General features: G+C 33.8%; 17 protein-coding genes. 5 read left to right on the top strand and 12 right to left on the bottom strand.

Annotated features, from left to right (window positions below):
* Nucleotides 1-67: 67 nt before the first annotated feature.
* Together NST14_RS08905 and NST14_RS08900 are read left to right on the top strand one after the other, a co-directional pair.
* Complete coding sequence (locus tag NST14_RS08905; RefSeq protein ID WP_048557473.1) at nucleotides 68-1,279, top strand: helix-turn-helix domain-containing protein; 1,212 nt, start codon at nucleotides 68-70, stop codon at nucleotides 1,277-1,279.
* Nucleotides 1,280-1,345: 66 nt separating this feature from the next.
* Nucleotides 1,346-1,525 (top strand): H-type small acid-soluble spore protein, encoded by a 180-nt coding sequence (locus NST14_RS08900; RefSeq protein WP_001025740.1) that lies wholly within the window; start codon nucleotides 1,346-1,348, stop codon nucleotides 1,523-1,525.
* 58 nt (nucleotides 1,526-1,583) lie between these two features.
* On the opposite strand, the gene NST14_RS08895 is transcribed toward NST14_RS08900, so the two are convergent.
* The 4 genes from NST14_RS08895 to NST14_RS08880 all read right to left on the bottom strand — a co-directional run bounded on the left by NST14_RS08895 (nucleotide 1,584) and on the right by NST14_RS08880 (nucleotide 8,356).
* On the bottom strand, nucleotides 1,584-2,408 hold the full coding sequence (locus NST14_RS08895; protein ID WP_033671938.1) for a class C sortase: 825 nt from the start codon (nucleotides 2,406-2,408) through the stop codon (nucleotides 1,584-1,586).
* A 21-nt stretch (nucleotides 2,409-2,429) separates the two neighbouring features.
* The gene (locus NST14_RS08890) at nucleotides 2,430-3,230 is read right to left on the bottom strand and encodes a class C sortase (RefSeq protein WP_000827791.1); all 801 of its coding nucleotides are present in this window, start codon (nucleotides 3,228-3,230) and stop codon (nucleotides 2,430-2,432) included.
* 91 nt (nucleotides 3,231-3,321) lie between these two features.
* Nucleotides 3,322-4,980, bottom strand: a complete 1,659-nt coding sequence (locus tag NST14_RS08885) for a SpaH/EbpB family LPXTG-anchored major pilin (RefSeq protein WP_229142975.1) — start codon at nucleotides 4,978-4,980, stop codon at nucleotides 3,322-3,324.
* A 40-nt stretch (nucleotides 4,981-5,020) separates the two neighbouring features.
* The gene (locus NST14_RS08880) at nucleotides 5,021-8,356 is read right to left on the bottom strand and encodes an isopeptide-forming domain-containing fimbrial protein (RefSeq protein WP_239692549.1); all 3,336 of its coding nucleotides are present in this window, start codon (nucleotides 8,354-8,356) and stop codon (nucleotides 5,021-5,023) included.
* 277 nt (nucleotides 8,357-8,633) lie between these two features.
* Between NST14_RS08880 and NST14_RS08875 the strand changes: the two genes are divergently transcribed.
* The 3 genes from NST14_RS08875 to NST14_RS08865 are packed head-to-tail and all read left to right on the top strand — an operon-like array spanning nucleotide 8,634 to nucleotide 9,937.
* Nucleotides 8,634-8,969 (top strand): antibiotic biosynthesis monooxygenase family protein, encoded by a 336-nt coding sequence (locus NST14_RS08875; protein ID WP_000794571.1) that lies wholly within the window; start codon nucleotides 8,634-8,636, stop codon nucleotides 8,967-8,969.
* A gap of 2 nt (nucleotides 8,970-8,971) precedes the next feature.
* A complete protein-coding gene (locus tag NST14_RS08870) occupies nucleotides 8,972-9,577 on the top strand; it encodes a dienelactone hydrolase family protein (protein WP_073541829.1) in 606 nt (201 codons plus the stop codon).
* A complete protein-coding gene (locus NST14_RS08865) occupies nucleotides 9,578-9,937 on the top strand; it encodes a hypothetical protein (RefSeq protein WP_229142974.1) in 360 nt (119 codons plus the stop codon).
* Nucleotides 9,938-9,964: 27 nt separating this feature from the next.
* Here NST14_RS08865 and NST14_RS08860 read toward each other — a convergent pair whose 3' ends face one another.
* The 8 genes from NST14_RS08860 to NST14_RS08825 all read right to left on the bottom strand — a co-directional run bounded on the left by NST14_RS08860 (nucleotide 9,965) and on the right by NST14_RS08825 (nucleotide 14,735).
* Nucleotides 9,965-10,363 (bottom strand): DUF5367 family protein, encoded by a 399-nt coding sequence (locus NST14_RS08860; protein WP_001065260.1) that lies wholly within the window; start codon nucleotides 10,361-10,363, stop codon nucleotides 9,965-9,967.
* The gene (locus NST14_RS08855; RefSeq protein ID WP_229142973.1) at nucleotides 10,356-10,940 is read right to left on the bottom strand and encodes a TetR/AcrR family transcriptional regulator; all 585 of its coding nucleotides are present in this window, start codon (nucleotides 10,938-10,940) and stop codon (nucleotides 10,356-10,358) included. The genes NST14_RS08860 and NST14_RS08855 overlap by 8 nt, the downstream gene beginning before the upstream one ends.
* Before the next feature lie 87 nt (nucleotides 10,941-11,027).
* Complete coding sequence (locus NST14_RS08850; RefSeq protein ID WP_000602230.1) at nucleotides 11,028-11,198, bottom strand: DUF3951 domain-containing protein; 171 nt, start codon at nucleotides 11,196-11,198, stop codon at nucleotides 11,028-11,030.
* 62 nt (nucleotides 11,199-11,260) lie between these two features.
* Nucleotides 11,261-11,572 (bottom strand): AzlD domain-containing protein, encoded by a 312-nt coding sequence (locus NST14_RS08845; RefSeq protein WP_000425940.1) that lies wholly within the window; start codon nucleotides 11,570-11,572, stop codon nucleotides 11,261-11,263.
* Nucleotides 11,563-12,288, bottom strand: a complete 726-nt coding sequence (locus NST14_RS08840; protein ID WP_000029966.1) for an AzlC family ABC transporter permease — start codon at nucleotides 12,286-12,288, stop codon at nucleotides 11,563-11,565. Before NST14_RS08840 ends, NST14_RS08845 begins: the two co-directional genes overlap by 10 nt.
* Entirely contained in the window at nucleotides 12,281-13,117 is an 837-nt protein-coding gene (locus NST14_RS08835; protein WP_229142972.1) for a TrmB family transcriptional regulator, read from the bottom strand. Before NST14_RS08835 ends, NST14_RS08840 begins: the two co-directional genes overlap by 8 nt.
* 16 nt (nucleotides 13,118-13,133) lie before the next feature.
* Nucleotides 13,134-13,844, bottom strand: coding sequence for an alanyl-tRNA editing protein (locus tag NST14_RS08830; protein ID WP_000206094.1), 711 nt, complete (start codon nucleotides 13,842-13,844; stop codon nucleotides 13,134-13,136).
* A 117-nt stretch (nucleotides 13,845-13,961) separates the two neighbouring features.
* Entirely contained in the window at nucleotides 13,962-14,735 is a 774-nt protein-coding gene (locus NST14_RS08825; RefSeq protein ID WP_001013947.1) for a flagellar basal-body rod protein FlgG, read from the bottom strand.
* Between the last annotated feature and the right edge of the window lie 39 nt (nucleotides 14,736-14,774).

Below are 14,774 nucleotides of genomic sequence, written 5' to 3'. Positions count from 1 at the left end.
CAACTTTCCAATTATTACAACAAAAAGTTTAATTGTATTTAACTTTTGATTATAAAGGAGCTACAATATGGCAACTCTCGGAGAAAAAATTAAAGCATTACGTAAAGAAAAAAAACTTACACAAACTGAGCTAGCAGGTTCAGAATTGACAAAAAGTATGCTTAGTCAAATTGAAAATGGAAAAGCTACACCTTCTATGAAAACATTACAATATATTGCAGAAAAACTTGAATGTGAACCGAGCTTTTTATTAGAAGAAGATGAAGGAAAAATTGTAGAACTCATTCAAAAAATGGAGCCACTAATAAAGGCAAATGGCGATGAAGTATACAAAACTTTACTACCTATCGTTCAAACAGATTTACCTCCAACTTTAAATACAGCTCGTTTATATAAACAGTTCATAACAGCAGCAGCTGTTATGAACGATTATAATATTGAATATTACGTTGAAACAGCTGTTTCTATATTTGAAAAATATACTTTGTATCGCGAAAGTACTGAAACGAAACTACTGTTTTACTATATGCTCTACAAACGGAAAAAATATAAAGAATGTTTACAGTTGATTACCAAAGTTCGCGATGAATATAAAACGAAGAATTTAGAAATGGATTTGATTACACATATACAATTATATTTAAAAGAAGCAATTATTTTACTCGCATACGGCAATTATGATAAATGTGAAAAAGTCATTTTAGATGCACTTGCATTTTCAAAAAAACATCAAGTGTATTATAAAACAGATGAATTTTACCGTATTTTATCTTATCAAAAAATCATTACAACTGATAAAGAACGATATTTATATTACATAAAAAAGTCAGAGCAATTTGCCATTTTTACAGAAGATACTTTATCCGCTGCAAATATAGATATATTAAAAGCTTATTACTACAATACAATTACTAATGAATATACAATCGCATTAGAACATCTAGAACAATTTCGCGAAAAACTAAAAGACGAACCAATTTTTCAAGACAATGGATTGTATTATCTTGAAAAAGGAAAATCTCTGTATGGTTTAAAACGTTACGAGGAAGCTTTGGAAACATTAAAACACGCTACCATACCAGATTATATGAGTCATCCACTTGATCAATCGTGGTTATTAACAGCTGGATCCTATCGTGCCCTGTGCCATATAGAACTGCAAGATAAACCAGCTGCTTTGCAAGAAGCAAAAGAAGCAGTTCAAACGATAGATGGTTATCCCGACTCCATCTTCACTTCATTTATTAAAGGAACATTACAAATAATACAAAAACTTTAAGAATGTCTCGAAATGGTATATTATTCCTCTTTTTTAGCAAAGATAATAATGATGGGAGGAATATAAATGAATATTCAACGTGCAAAAGAGCTTTCTGTGTCAGCGGAGCAAGCGAATGTTAGTTTTCAAGGCATGCCTGTTATGATTCAACACGTCGACGAAAGCAATGAAACCGCCCGCATATATGAAGTAAAAAACCCAGGACGCGAATTAACAGTTCCAGTTAATAGCTTAGAGGAAATATAAGAAATGCCACTTCATTTTTTTGAAGTGGCATTTTTCTTTTTCTATATAAATGTCATTCCTATTTTCTCTTTAGTAATCCATACAAACCAATACAAATTACAATGAAGCCTACTATTCCACAAGCTAGTTTTATAAATATGTCTCTTGTTTCATAGCTTCTAACTTCGACTACACTCTTTTTAAGACGTTCCATTTCCTTTTGCTCACTTTCTACTCGCTCCCCATATACTAACAAACGATATTTACTTGATGTATATGGCTCACATGTAAGCAGTGTAACTTTGTCTTTTCCTTTTATTACATTTAATTTATCCACTTGATTTGGATAAATAATTTCACGGCCAATTACTTTATACACTTGCTTCTTTCCAAATACCTTTACATAGAATACATCTCCATCACTTAACCGATCCAGATGACGAAACATCGTTGCTCCGTGATATCCACGATGTCCTGCCAATACAGCATGTGTATCTTTCCCGCCAATCGGTAAAGAAGTCCCTTCAATTTGCCCTACTCCTTTACTTAAGTTTTCTTGACTTGCTCCTAAGTAAATTGGCAATTCCTCATTTATTTTCGGAATAGAAATCGTACCAAATATTTCATCTTTGTTTATAAAATTTAACGGTTCCGTACTTATTTCATCATCCTGTACAAATGGGTCACTCATTTTGAAAATAGTTTTCCCTAACGATTTATTATATGTTTCCATCTTTCGAAACTTCTCATTTACATCTTCTATTTTTAAATCATCAACCATTTTTTCATAACGTATCACTTCTGTCTTATATACATACTTGTTTATATAATTAGCAATTATTGGATATAAAAACAGGGATAATCCTGTAAGAAACAATACTACGCTTATAACTCCCCTTCTCACACACTCACCACACAATACATACTATTTTCGTTTTTTTAAATAGATTATTAGAAGGATAATGCAAATAATACCAATAGGAAAAACGATCATCCAATCTTCTAAAATGAAAGGTTTTGTAATCATTTCTTTTTCACCAGCATCATATGGAACACGGTGTCCTCTCACTAGTAACCTGTGCGTGTTCACTCCATAAGGGGTACACGTAATTAATGTTGCGTAATCTTGTCCTTGTACTACTAATAAATCTTCTGTCTCATTTGGTAACACAACTTTTATTTGATCTACCTGATAGGCAAGTACTTTATCTAATGTATGAATATAAAATATATCTTTCTTTTCAATTTTGTCTAAATGAGTAAACATTAGCGCTGAAGGTAAACCGCGATGTCCCGTTAAAACTGTATGCGTATTTTCTCCTCCTACTGGTAGTGAAGATTCATTCAGTTGTCCAACTCCACGACTTAGTACTTCTTCCGTCGTCCCTTGATAAATTGGAAGATTCACATTAATTTTAGGGATTTCTACATACCCCATAACATCCCCTATATTTAACATATCTACATATGAACTTTTTTCCTCATCACTCTTTTCATGAAACGGGTCTGAAAATGTTTGCGTTGTATTTTGGACCTTCTTATTATACTCTCGTGCTTCCATTTCTTTACGATCAATCTCTTCCTGCTCCAGCCTCTTTATCGCTTCATCATATGTACTTACTTCTGAATAATGTGTTCTTGTTGCAAACCAATTGCTTACAGTTGGATAGAGAAATATACTTAATCCTAGTAAAAAAATACTTCCAAAAATTATATTTCGTTTCATAATAGCCTCTTTCACTACGGATAAAATGTGGAAAAGAGGAAAGCAATATGCCTTTCCTCTTTTCTAAACTCAATTATTATAAACATATAAATTAAGAATTTTTTACAGGTTTTTTTCTAAAGAAAATAAATGTCGCTACCGCCATTAGTATAAGGCCCACTACTGTGAAGAGAATTGTACCCATACCACCTGTTGCTGGAATAATCCAACCGCTCTTATTATTCTCAACTTGTAGCTCTATTTTTTGGTGTTTTTCATCAAGTGTAATATTAATCGGATCTCTTAACTTTTGATAGTGTTCGACTGCACCGTCTTTATCTTTATACTTTGGTGCTTCCGTCTCAACAATTTGATATTCACCGTACGGGATTTCATTCCATGTAATAATACCATTTGCATCTGTTATATCATTCATTTCTTTCCCATTAACTTTTATAACATTACCTTTTTTATCTTGTAATTGGAACTTCGCACCTTCTAATTTAAGCGTCTTATCCTTACCATCAACTTTTTCAATTTTAATATTTCCCGCTGTCGGTGTGACCACCACTTCATTAGATGGCTTTCCATCTTTTTCTGATGAAACATCATCTTTGTTTACAAAATCAAGTACTGCTTTGTTTGGAATTTTCACTCCAGATTCAACATCACTTTTAATTTTTGCAGTAATTTGCAAATGAAGTTCTTTCCCATTAATTTTTGAAAAATCTTCAATTGTAGCGGTTACTTTTTGACCTTCTACAACTACTTTTACACTACCATCTTCAACTTTCTTTCCATCAACCATAACAATTGGTTGGCCTTTTATTTCCAAACGATCATCTAAAATATCTGTTACGACATATTTTTTATATAATTTAATATCTTCTGGAAGTAATGTTTTAATATCATACGTATAATCTGTCTCTTTATTAATTCCAGCTACTTTTGAACCGTTATTTATACTTTTAGTAATGGTAGGTTCTTTATAGTTCTTTATATCATCCAGCTTAACGACTTCACCAGATTCCTTAATAGAGAAAGGACGCTCCTCTTTACTAGTTAAATAACCTGTTGGAGCCTTATGCTCAATAAAATAATAATCCCCATATTCTAGAGAATCTACACGAACTTTACCATCTTCCCCTGTTACTAATGAACTCGGTGTCTTAACTTGTGTGCTTGTTCCATCTTTATTCTTTTTAAATAAATGGAATTCTGCATCTTTTAATACTTTACCGGCTTCACCTTTTTTTACGAATTCTACTGAACCACGTTTTGTTTCATTTTTAGGGTAAATATGAACATCGTAATTTAAATCTTTACCGTCTGCACTTGTCATTGGAATATCGACAATAAAAGTAGTCTTATCCAACGCAATATGTTTTGGACCCTCAATTGCTTTTACTTCATAACGTCCTAGCGGAAGATTTGAAAAAACAGCTTCCCCTTTTGCGTTTGTTACCTTTGTTATTGCAGCGTCTTTTACTGGTTTTGCATCTTCTTTTATAACAGTTCCATCATTTGAAATTTTTTCAAATGACTCAATTCGTTTAATTTCAAAAGTTACACCTTCTAAAGGTTTTGCATCTTCTGGAACAGTTTGTCCTTCTTTTCCATTACCTTCTGTAGTTGTTTTAGAATCTTTACTTTGTTCAAACTTGTGAATCGTTAAAGTACCTGTACTTTTTGATTCCGCACTAACAATCATGTTAGATAACGTCGAAAAAGCTAACATACAGATTAAAAATAAACTAAAAATCTTTTTCATTGTTGTCCACTCCCTATCATTTGCATTACCTTTGTTATTTCTATCTCTCATTATTTCTCTTTCTAACAAAGAGGAACAATGTAACAAACATCAATATTCCACCAATTACATAATAAATAATTGTCCCTATTCCACCAGTCTCTGGAATAACAAATTCACTCTTTTTATTTACTACTCTTATTTTCTGTGAATCCATTCCAGATTTCACTTCAATTTCTACTGGTTCTCTCATTAACATATATCCTTTTGGTGCTTGTACTTCTTTTAATGTATATTTGCCAACCATTAATGGAATAGAAGTTGCCAAACCATCTTTATTGGTTGTTAATTTACATACTATGGTTCCATCTTTACTAATCACATTAAATACTGCGCCTTCCAATTTGAGATTTTCATCGTTCGCATCTACTTTTTCAATCTCAAATTTCCCTAATGCTGGCGGTACTACCAACACTTCATTTGATACGAATTTCTTCTGGTCAAACAGTAACTCTGCTTTATTTGGAATACCATCATTCGCATTGTATTTCGTTAGTATATCTGCATTTACATTCGCGCTTAATTTTGACTTAATATGCATTGTATACGATTGATTCGCAAGGTAAGCATAATTTCCGTCCTGCTTCGGTAACTCAATACTTACTTTCTTTAATTGTTCATCAATTTGCGGTATAACTTCTATTTCTTCTCCATCGCTGTTTACAAGCTTTACTTGTAAGATAGTTAAAATATCCTCTAAGTCATCCTGCAATACTACTTTTTCAAGGTTCATAATATCATTACCAAAATGATAGTTTACATGCCATGTAAACTCTTCATCTATATTTTGTAATGTCGCTTTTTCCACTTCTTTTTCATCTGCATCCGAAACCATCTTTCTTACTTTAGGCTCCTTTGCTTCCACATTCGTTTTTACATTCGGTTTTTGTGGAGGTAAATCTTCATTATCTGGTGTTTTTCCCTCAACAACCGCTATGTTCTCAATTTCCTTCGTTTTTAATGCATCTTGCGTAACTTTCACTTTAAAAGTTACCGTTCGTTCTTCTGTATCAAGTACGTCACCAAAGTTTAATTTAATCGTGTTATCCTCATACGACCCCTCATCCTCGTCAACTGCATCTGTCAATAAATTTCCATTTAACTTCATGCTACCAGTTATATACTCTATACCTTCAGGAAGCTTATCCGTTAGACGCATATCTTTAATAAGCCCATTTTCTACCTTATTTCGAAGTTTAATTTGATACTCTAATTCATCATTGACATGGAATTTTTCTTGCTTAATACCAATAATCTCTTTCTTCGATTCTAGTTGTCCAGACAACGGATCAACCAGTGTTTCAACTTCAGGCTTTTCCTTATCTTTCGAACTATCAGTCTCAACTATTGCTATATTTTTTATTTTCTTATTTGCCATCTCCGGCTTTACAACAACTTCAAACGTAATTGCTTTCTCTTCCTCACCTTTAAGATCGCCGAAATGAGCATAAATCGTTCCATCTTTTATATGTGCATAATCTTCATCTTCAACATCCGTTTGTTCCTTTCCGTTTATCTTTAACGTGTTCGGAACATACTCTACTCCTTCAGGAAGGTTATCCGTAATTTTAACTGCCTTTAAGATAGAATCTGGAACACTATTTTTAGCATGAATTGTATATTCTAGTTTGTCGCCAACTTTCAGCGTACCACCGTTTATATCTTTAGCTAGTTTAGTAGCTACTAACTTCCCAGGTTTCTCTTCTCGTTCGGGTAATACTTTAACCACTACTTTATTAGAATCGTTAGCTTCAACCTGACTTCCTGTTAACTCATCAATCCCTTGAACGACAGCGATATTAGGAATTTCTGTTTCTACCTTTTCTCCCCTTAGTTTCGCTTTAAATTCAATGATTGTCTCAGGTGTTTTATCCGTATAGATTCCACCTTTTGTAGCAATTGCTCCTTCACCAATTCTTATTGTTAACTTTCTTGTCTTTGCATCATAGTCAACTTGTTCTGTTTCATTTCCAGCATTCGGACCAGAAATGATTTTCACCGAATTTGGTACAAATTCTAGACGTGAATCTAAAACATCTTCAATTTTTGTATCAACAGAACTCGAATTCGGTTCAATGTTTTTCACCCGTAAACGATATGTAACCTCATCACCTGGCTCATACTTTTCTTTTGCATCTACTACTTCCTTATCGATTACAAGCTCTGGCGCTGTTGCATTTACTGCAAAGGCTAATGTGTTTAATACGTAGTCATCACCAGCTGTCGCAGCTTTTAGGCGTATTTCTTTTTGCTCTGGTTTAATATATCCTGCTGGTAACTTGATTAAATCTGCATCAACTCCCAAATTATTTTTATAATCTGGATTAAATGTACCTGGATACTTATCTCGCATATGTTCCTCATATTCAGAAATAGTGGAATTGAATATATTACCGGTTGGATTCAGCTTATCAGTAACTTCCTTCCAAGTATTATCTGTATGAACAAAGAGTTTATCACCTTGCCAATATCTATCACCTTGGACAGCAAAAACAGAAACTTTTGGATCTAAATCTCCAGTTTTTGAAGCAAGAAAGTTTTTCACAGTGAATTCTTTTTCACCAGATCCAGTAGCTCTTTTCAATCCACCATCATAAACAGTAAATGCTTTTCTTGTTTTTGACTTATCTTTCGTGATCACTAGCATGTACCATCCGGCAAAAGAATAATATCCATAATTATACGCAAGCTTTGTATTTGGATAAGGAATATTTGCTACAGTATAGCTTCCTCCTTTTGAATTAGAGGACTGTAAAAGCTTTGTAACATCTGCATAGTTAGAATAATAAGTACCATCAATACCAAATCCATAAAGCAAGCCACTTCCGTAATACGTATTACTTGGTTTTACTTGAAAGCTCTTCCCTGCCGGAGTCGTGAACTTAACTGGTGCTACATACTGTTGCTGCGTTAATTCATAACGTGTTGAACTCCAATATAATCCAGCCCATTCAATTTCAGCATCTTCTGGAACGGGAATATATGCCTTAGATGAATTTGTAGTTGTTGGATCATCATCTATATCAATAAGTTCACGGGTATAGCCATTCGGTGCTGTATACGCAGTATTCGTTATATCTGAATACAACGCCGTTTTCTTTTGAGATTCAGTAGCTTTAATACCTAAATTCACATTACCGGTCGAATACATCTCACCTTTATGAATAGATTGATAGGTTGGTTTATCAAACCCTTCTTCATCTGTAACTGCTGCCGTTGCCGTATCAATCGGACTTAAAAACTGTAATTGGGATAATAGCAAGAGTAAACTCATAACAACTACAAATGCATTTAATACTTTTTTATTTTCTTTTATCCTACTGTGCAAAGAGGTCACCTCCTTCAATAAATTTTACTAACATATTATATATATATACTTTATACGTATTATTCTAATATAAATCACATATTTTGTTAACAAAATATGTGATTTTTTCCTATTTTAAACATTTATATATAAAGATATTTATATGAAGTGATAAAAAATTTCGAACATCAATATAGAAACCATCTTACTTCATTCAAGTGACAATAAAAAAACGAAATATTAATAAGAAGCCATAACTTCTTTTCTATTTATTACATGCTAAACTAGATAAAAAGGGGGAATGTATATGAAAAATAATTTACAAAAAACAAGTCATTATTATGCAGTTATATTCACTTCTAATTTATCAAATGATACAACAGACTATAATGCCGCTTCTGACAAAATGGAGGAACTTGCAAAGCAGCAACCTGGATTTCTAGGTGTAGAAAGTGCACGAGATCATTCAGGGCTCGGAATCACAATTTCTTATTGGGAATCACTTGAGGCGATTGAAAATTGGAAACAGAATGCCTTACATAAAGAAGCGAAAAAAAGGGGCCGTGAGCAATGGTATGAAAACTTCCACCTTCGTATCTGCCTTGTTGAGAAAGAATTTAAATTTCATAGAGGTACTTTATAACGATGAAGAAAAAATTAGCTCTCGTTGTTGTTCATGAGATATATGGTGTGAACGACCATATGCATCACGTTACCCATCACTTCACTTCATCTCATATAGATGTATTCTGTCCTAATCTGCTACAATCGCAACCTGCATTTCATTATAGTGATGAAGAAAAAGCATATCATTTTTTTATGAATCATATTGGATTTGAAGATGGAAAAAAGCAAATTGAAACATTCATTACTCATCTTTCTAGTCGTTACACACATATTGGACTTATCGGCTTTAGTGTTGGTGCTACCATCTCATGGCTATGTAGTAACAATCCGAAAATAGATTTTATTATCGGATGCTACGGTTCCCGTATACGTGACTATATTCATATGAAACCAACATGTGCTACCTTACTTATATTCCCTGAAAAAGAAGCTAGTTTTTCAGTATCCTCTTTCATTCAATCGTTGCAGCAACAAAAAAATCCTTTATTAGAAATACACCAACTACACGGTGAACATGGTTTTCTAAATCCGTACACCGAAAAATATAACGGGCACTCTACAAATCAAGCATATAATTTAATAGAGTCATTTCTTGTAAAAAACACTCTTATAAAGGAGATGTAAATGACACTTACATTACTCTTACTTATTTTCCTATTCATTGCCTTTTTCTCAGTACTAACTATTATTTTAGTAACCGTAAAAAAGGGAGCGTTTTCCAAACGCCCCTACTTACAATCTATTATCGTTTGCATTTTATTTTTTACAAATTGGATCTTATATTTATCAACTTTTTATGCGTTACTTCCCGAAAAAATTAGTGAGTTCCTATTTCTACCCATTTGGTTTTCCCATTGTATATTAGGTTTTATCACTTTCTGGCGCGAATGGAGAAACAATCGTGTGTTCTCGATATGTATCGGTTTTCTTTCCTTTATTAGTTTTTTATTTGGTTTATTGTTGTTAGTTCTTTCGGGGATGTGACTGTTATAAGGAGGATAAAAATCCTCTTTATAACAGTCTTTTTCGTTCCATAACGAAAGGAATTATTAAATAAAGAGCGTAAGCAATTACCATCCAAATGGTAAATGACATGATTTGCTGTGAGGTTAATTGTGAGAATATATTAGAAGAATGATACAAGATGTAAGAATCTAAAGTTAAACCAATCGCTGTGCCACATATACCTAACTTAATAACTGCATATTTCGAGGTATCCAGTTTTTGATATAACCACATTACAAAATATAAAGCTATAGCTGTCCCTAATTCAAGCAACGCCATTTGTAGAAAAAATCTATTTGAAGTGTATTCTAATAAAACAGAAGAACCGAAAATAATGAAGAACGCTGAGGCAAAAAGCCAAATGCCGATAGAAAATAAAATAGTGAGCCAAAGTCTATTATTCACTGACATTACCTCCCTTTTGTAGCACTGTAAACTTTTCCAAGAGCATATATAAATCACCATATACTTTTTCTGTAGAAAAAGATGGATTGAATAACGCTTGCAATGCCAATCCATCAATTAATGCATTACATAAAACGCTCCACGTTTCAGTTGAAATTTGAGATGTCATTGTACCTCCTATTTTTTTATTTAACACTCTTGTCAATTCTTGGTTTTCATAATGTAACAATCCACCAATTTTATTTTTCATCGCATCATTTTGTAATCCACTAGCTACTAATTGAAAAAACAAATGATGATACATTGAATCTTTCACGCATCTACTTTCAGCAGACTGTAAAGCCTTTTCTAACTGTACATCCTTTCCTATTTGTTCCCACGACGCTTTACAAAACGATTCAGTTACTTCAAGTAATAATTGATCTTTCGTTTTAAAATGATAATATACGGTACCTTGAGTAACTTGAGCACTCTCTGCAACTGCTTTTAATGTCAACTTTTCCATCCCATGCTCTGCAATAATTTCTTTTGCTGCTTGTAGTAACTTCTCTTTATTAACAACATTCGGTTTTGCCATTTCTATGCCCCCCTTTTAAGTTAGTTGGATAACTAACTTAAATTATACAGAAAAATCAGATAAAATAAAAGGAAGAAAAGCCAGCATTCAACTTTTCTTCCTTTTATGTTTACCTTTAGCTTTCACTGTCACTGATTCACAAGGTGTATAATATATTTGAGGTGTCGCCTTATCAACAAACATCATAAACGTAATAAAGCCGATAATAAAGAAAATAAACAACGTTAACAAAATTGCTCCTATCGTTAAAAGTATCATAACACCACCCCTATATTTTTCATGTTATTACACTTTTCGCTATTATATGAGCGTAATCCTTTTTAGAAAAAGAAACGTAACAAAATAATCACAATCACACCAGTTAATACTGTACCTAATAAACTACGAGTATATATCGCTACAAGAAATGTTGGAATTGCTGCAATCAAGTAATCCCACTGCATCGTGTCATGCATAAATAAAACTTGCGCTAAAAGTGCTGCTAATATCGCGATTGGTATGTAATTTAACCATTTTAAACCCCAGTCTGGAATTTGTAGTTTGCTAAATACGAGTAGAGGTAAAATACGTGGCACGAGTGTGACAGCTCCTGCTGCTAATAAAAGTAATAATACGTCTAATCTCATTTCCATTTTTCAATCACCACTCCAATCGTCGCAGCTAGTAATGTTGCGATAATAACCGCTATACTATCTGGCATAAATAAGTGTGAAACGTACGCAATTATAATCGCTACAATTGCAACAGTAAGATGAATTGCCAGTTTCGGTTTACTACTTATGAGCTGAAGTACAAATAATCCGATAAACATCGCTGGTAATGCATAATCCATACCGTACGTATGCGGATCTGGTATCCATTCACCAAATAGCCCGCCGATAATAGTAGCAAGAATCCAGTTTAAATAAGCCGTTACATTTAGCCCAATCATCCATCTTTCGCCTAAATATCCTTTTTGCGCTGCATGCTGTACTGCAACGCCGAACGTTTCATCTGTAATTTGCGAACCGATTAGTAAGTTTTTAAATAGAGGCAGTTTCGTAAAGTACGGCGCAAGTGCAGCACTCATAAGAAGGTGGCGCAAATTAACAAAAAATACGGTAAAAATAATTGCGGAAGCAGGGGCACCAGCTGCATACATACCTGCTAATATAAATTGGGCAGAACCTGCATAAATTAAAGTGGACATAAACGCAATTTCAATAATGGAGAAACCAGCTGTTTTTGCAATTACACCAGCTGCTATGCCGATGCTTAAATAACCAAATACAGTTGGTAAACAATCTTTTACTCCTTGCTGAAATGTATCATCGCTCTGCAAAGCTACATGAGCCTCAGCTTTACTCATCTCTATCATCCTCCATTTCTTCTAAAGTTCGTTTTCCTGTTACGACATGAACTAAATCTATATTTTCACGCCACAACGTATCTAACTTATCAGCTCCAAATTCCTTCGTAATTTCTTCAACCATAATATCGTGTCGCACATACTCTGTAGCAACGAGAACTAGAGCTGGATCATACGTTGTAACAGCCCATGAAGTGCTATCATTTGAGAAGTTCGCAATTAATACTTCTTCCCCGTCACGCGTGATTACAGTTAAATGACCACCCATTCTCTTTTCAACAACGTGAGGCGTCATATAATTATGGTGAAACGTCGCGCCTATTTTTGTATCAGGAGCGCCAAATAAGATTGAAAATATATGTACACCTTCCTCTTCCTTTTGATGAATGTATGGCTCAATTTCATGCACTTGATCTTCCCATACAGAAATCCATAACTCTCCCTTCGCTCTATTAATTATATTGCATATTTCCTTCAAAACCCGATCATTTGAGCGAATATGCGAAATTACATCTATTTGTCGCTCTTGTTCTAAACTATTTAATTTCTCATCTAAAAATTCAAAGGACTTTTCAAAGTCTTTTCGCATTCGATTCATTAATTCGGTAGCTGGTACTGGTACATATTTAACTGGTTCAGAAGGTACAATATGTACCGCTCCTTTATCCATTAACTTACCGAGTACCTCGTAAATCATAGAACGAGGTACTCCTGTTTGTTTACTCACTTCATACCCAGTTACTGGGGAATGTTTTAGTAGTCCAATATACGCTTTACATTCGTACTGGGAAAAACCTAACTTTTGTAATTCTTTTATAATTTCATCCATCAGTACTCCTCACAATCTAAATCGCTCTAACCTCAAAGCGACGATTTTGCTTACCTTTACTTTTTACTTTATCAATAACAAGTGTTCCTATTTCACTCGTATTTTTCACATGTGTGCCTCCACAAGCTTGTTCGTCTAAATTTTCAATTGTAACAATGCGGATTTCTTGTATAGTAGTTGGTAGGAGGTTTATTGCGGTCTTAATCATTCCTACAGCATTTTCTGCTTCTTCGCGGCTCATATAACGAGTAGAAATTTCTTTATTTTGTTTAATAAGTTTATTCACTTCCTTAACAATTTCTTCTACTTCCACGCTCGATAACTCTTGTAACTCATTAAAATCGATACGTGCTTTGTCAGGATAAATTTGATTTCCAGTGCATAGAGCTCCATACTTTTCATAAACGACAGCTCCGATAAGATGCAGTAAAGAATGATGCCGCATTAAATTATGACGTCTTTCCCAATTAATCTCTAATTTAACGGGACCTAATTTTACTTGAGCTCCATCTTTTATATAGTGAACTATTTCTCCCTGCTCCTTCTTTACTTTTTGAACTTCAAATACAGACCCATCTTGTACAATGACACCCGTATCACATTCCTGCCCTCCACCAGTTGGATAAAAAACTGTTTCTTTTACAAATACTTTATTTTCTTCTACTTTTATCACTTCTGTTTCGCAACTCGTTTTGTATGCATCTTCTAAATATAATTCCGTTGTCATACTCTCACCTCTTTAGTAGTTATAGTTATACCCACTAATATAAAAAAGAAGCTCTGCAAAGTCAATTGATAATTCTGAAATTTAAATTTAATAAAAGACTCCTATATTAGGAGTCCACTATCTCAATATTTCATTCGCTTCTTTTTCATAAATTTTATCAAACGAAGTCATAACGCGTTGTGATGCTGAAATCATTCTTTGATCCGTCATAAGATCTGCCATCTCTTTCGTCATATCTACATTTGAATTTTCTAGCATATGATTTTTCACTAATCCTGTTCCGTTCGGTAAATCAGCAATGTTTCCTTCTGCTAGTGTAAAGCTTTTGTTTTCTCTTTGCATTAGACGAGAATTCGCTTCTGCATCTACTGTTTTTGTTTGCAGGCGAGCAATATTATTTTGTGTTCCCTCATCATATAATGTACCATCTGGTTGTACAGCTACCTTTGCTCCTTCAGGAATACGAATACGTTCATTATTCTCTCCCATAACATAAGCACCTGAAGATGTTTGCAAGTAACGATCACTATTTATTGTAAAACTACCATCTCTCGTTAAAAACGTTTCATCGTTTTTAGATGTAACGAAAAATGATGTTGTACCGTTTGCACCGTCATCTAAAAAGAAATCTGTAGCACTATTTGTCATTTGTATATTTCCTTGTACTAAATTCACATGCGTTGCGGCTGGTACTACAGCGTAATCGACCGAACCGATATTTGTTACAGCACCATCTCCTCGGCGATATGTATCTTGTACATCAAATACTTTAGAAGTCATATTTTCTGCTTTAAATCCTGTCGTTTGAGCATTTGCAACGTTATTTGAATGAACATTAATACGCTGCATATAATTCATCATACCCATAGAACCTATATAAAGACCGTTCATACTCGTTTGAATAAGGCAATCGCCTTATCCTTCACCTCT

The organism is Bacillus sp. FSL W8-0519, assembly GCF_038005585.1.
GTDB classification, from domain to species: domain Bacteria; phylum Bacillota; class Bacilli; order Bacillales; family Bacillaceae_G; genus Bacillus_A; species Bacillus_A paranthracis.
Note: the sequence above shows the minus strand (reverse complement) of the source record. Positions and strands in the feature narration are given on the sequence as shown.

Bases quoted from the DNA above. Each gene is read 5' to 3' on its own strand.
- NST14_RS08905 (WP_048557473.1), top strand. From the start codon at position 68: ATGGCAACTCTCGGAGAAAAAATTAAAGCATTACGTAAAGAAAAAAAA.
- NST14_RS08900 (WP_001025740.1), top strand. From the start codon at position 1,346: ATGAATATTCAACGTGCAAAAGAGCTTTCTGTGTCAGCGGAGCAAGCG.
- NST14_RS08890 (WP_000827791.1), bottom strand. From the start codon at position 3,230: ATGAAACGAAATATAATTTTTGGAAGTATTTTTTTACTAGGATTAAGT.
- NST14_RS08885 (WP_229142975.1), bottom strand. From the start codon at position 4,980: ATGAAAAAGATTTTTAGTTTATTTTTAATCTGTATGTTAGCTTTTTCG.
- NST14_RS08875 (WP_000794571.1), top strand. From the start codon at position 8,634: ATGAAAAATAATTTACAAAAAACAAGTCATTATTATGCAGTTATATTC.
- NST14_RS08870 (WP_073541829.1), top strand. From the start codon at position 8,972: ATGAAGAAAAAATTAGCTCTCGTTGTTGTTCATGAGATATATGGTGTG.
- NST14_RS08865 (WP_229142974.1), top strand. From the start codon at position 9,578: ATGACACTTACATTACTCTTACTTATTTTCCTATTCATTGCCTTTTTC.
- NST14_RS08855 (WP_229142973.1), bottom strand. From the start codon at position 10,940: ATGGCAAAACCGAATGTTGTTAATAAAGAGAAGTTACTACAAGCAGCA.
- NST14_RS08850 (WP_000602230.1), bottom strand. From the start codon at position 11,198: ATGATACTTTTAACGATAGGAGCAATTTTGTTAACGTTGTTTATTTTC.
- NST14_RS08845 (WP_000425940.1), bottom strand. From the start codon at position 11,572: ATGGAAATGAGATTAGACGTATTATTACTTTTATTAGCAGCAGGAGCT.
- NST14_RS08840 (WP_000029966.1), bottom strand. From the start codon at position 12,288: ATGAGTAAAGCTGAGGCTCATGTAGCTTTGCAGAGCGATGATACATTT.
- NST14_RS08835 (WP_229142972.1), bottom strand. From the start codon at position 13,117: ATGGATGAAATTATAAAAGAATTACAAAAGTTAGGTTTTTCCCAGTAC.
- NST14_RS08830 (WP_000206094.1), bottom strand. From the start codon at position 13,844: ATGACAACGGAATTATATTTAGAAGATGCATACAAAACGAGTTGCGAA.
- NST14_RS08825 (WP_001013947.1), bottom strand. From the start codon at position 14,735: ATGAACGGTCTTTATATAGGTTCTATGGGTATGATGAATTATATGCAG.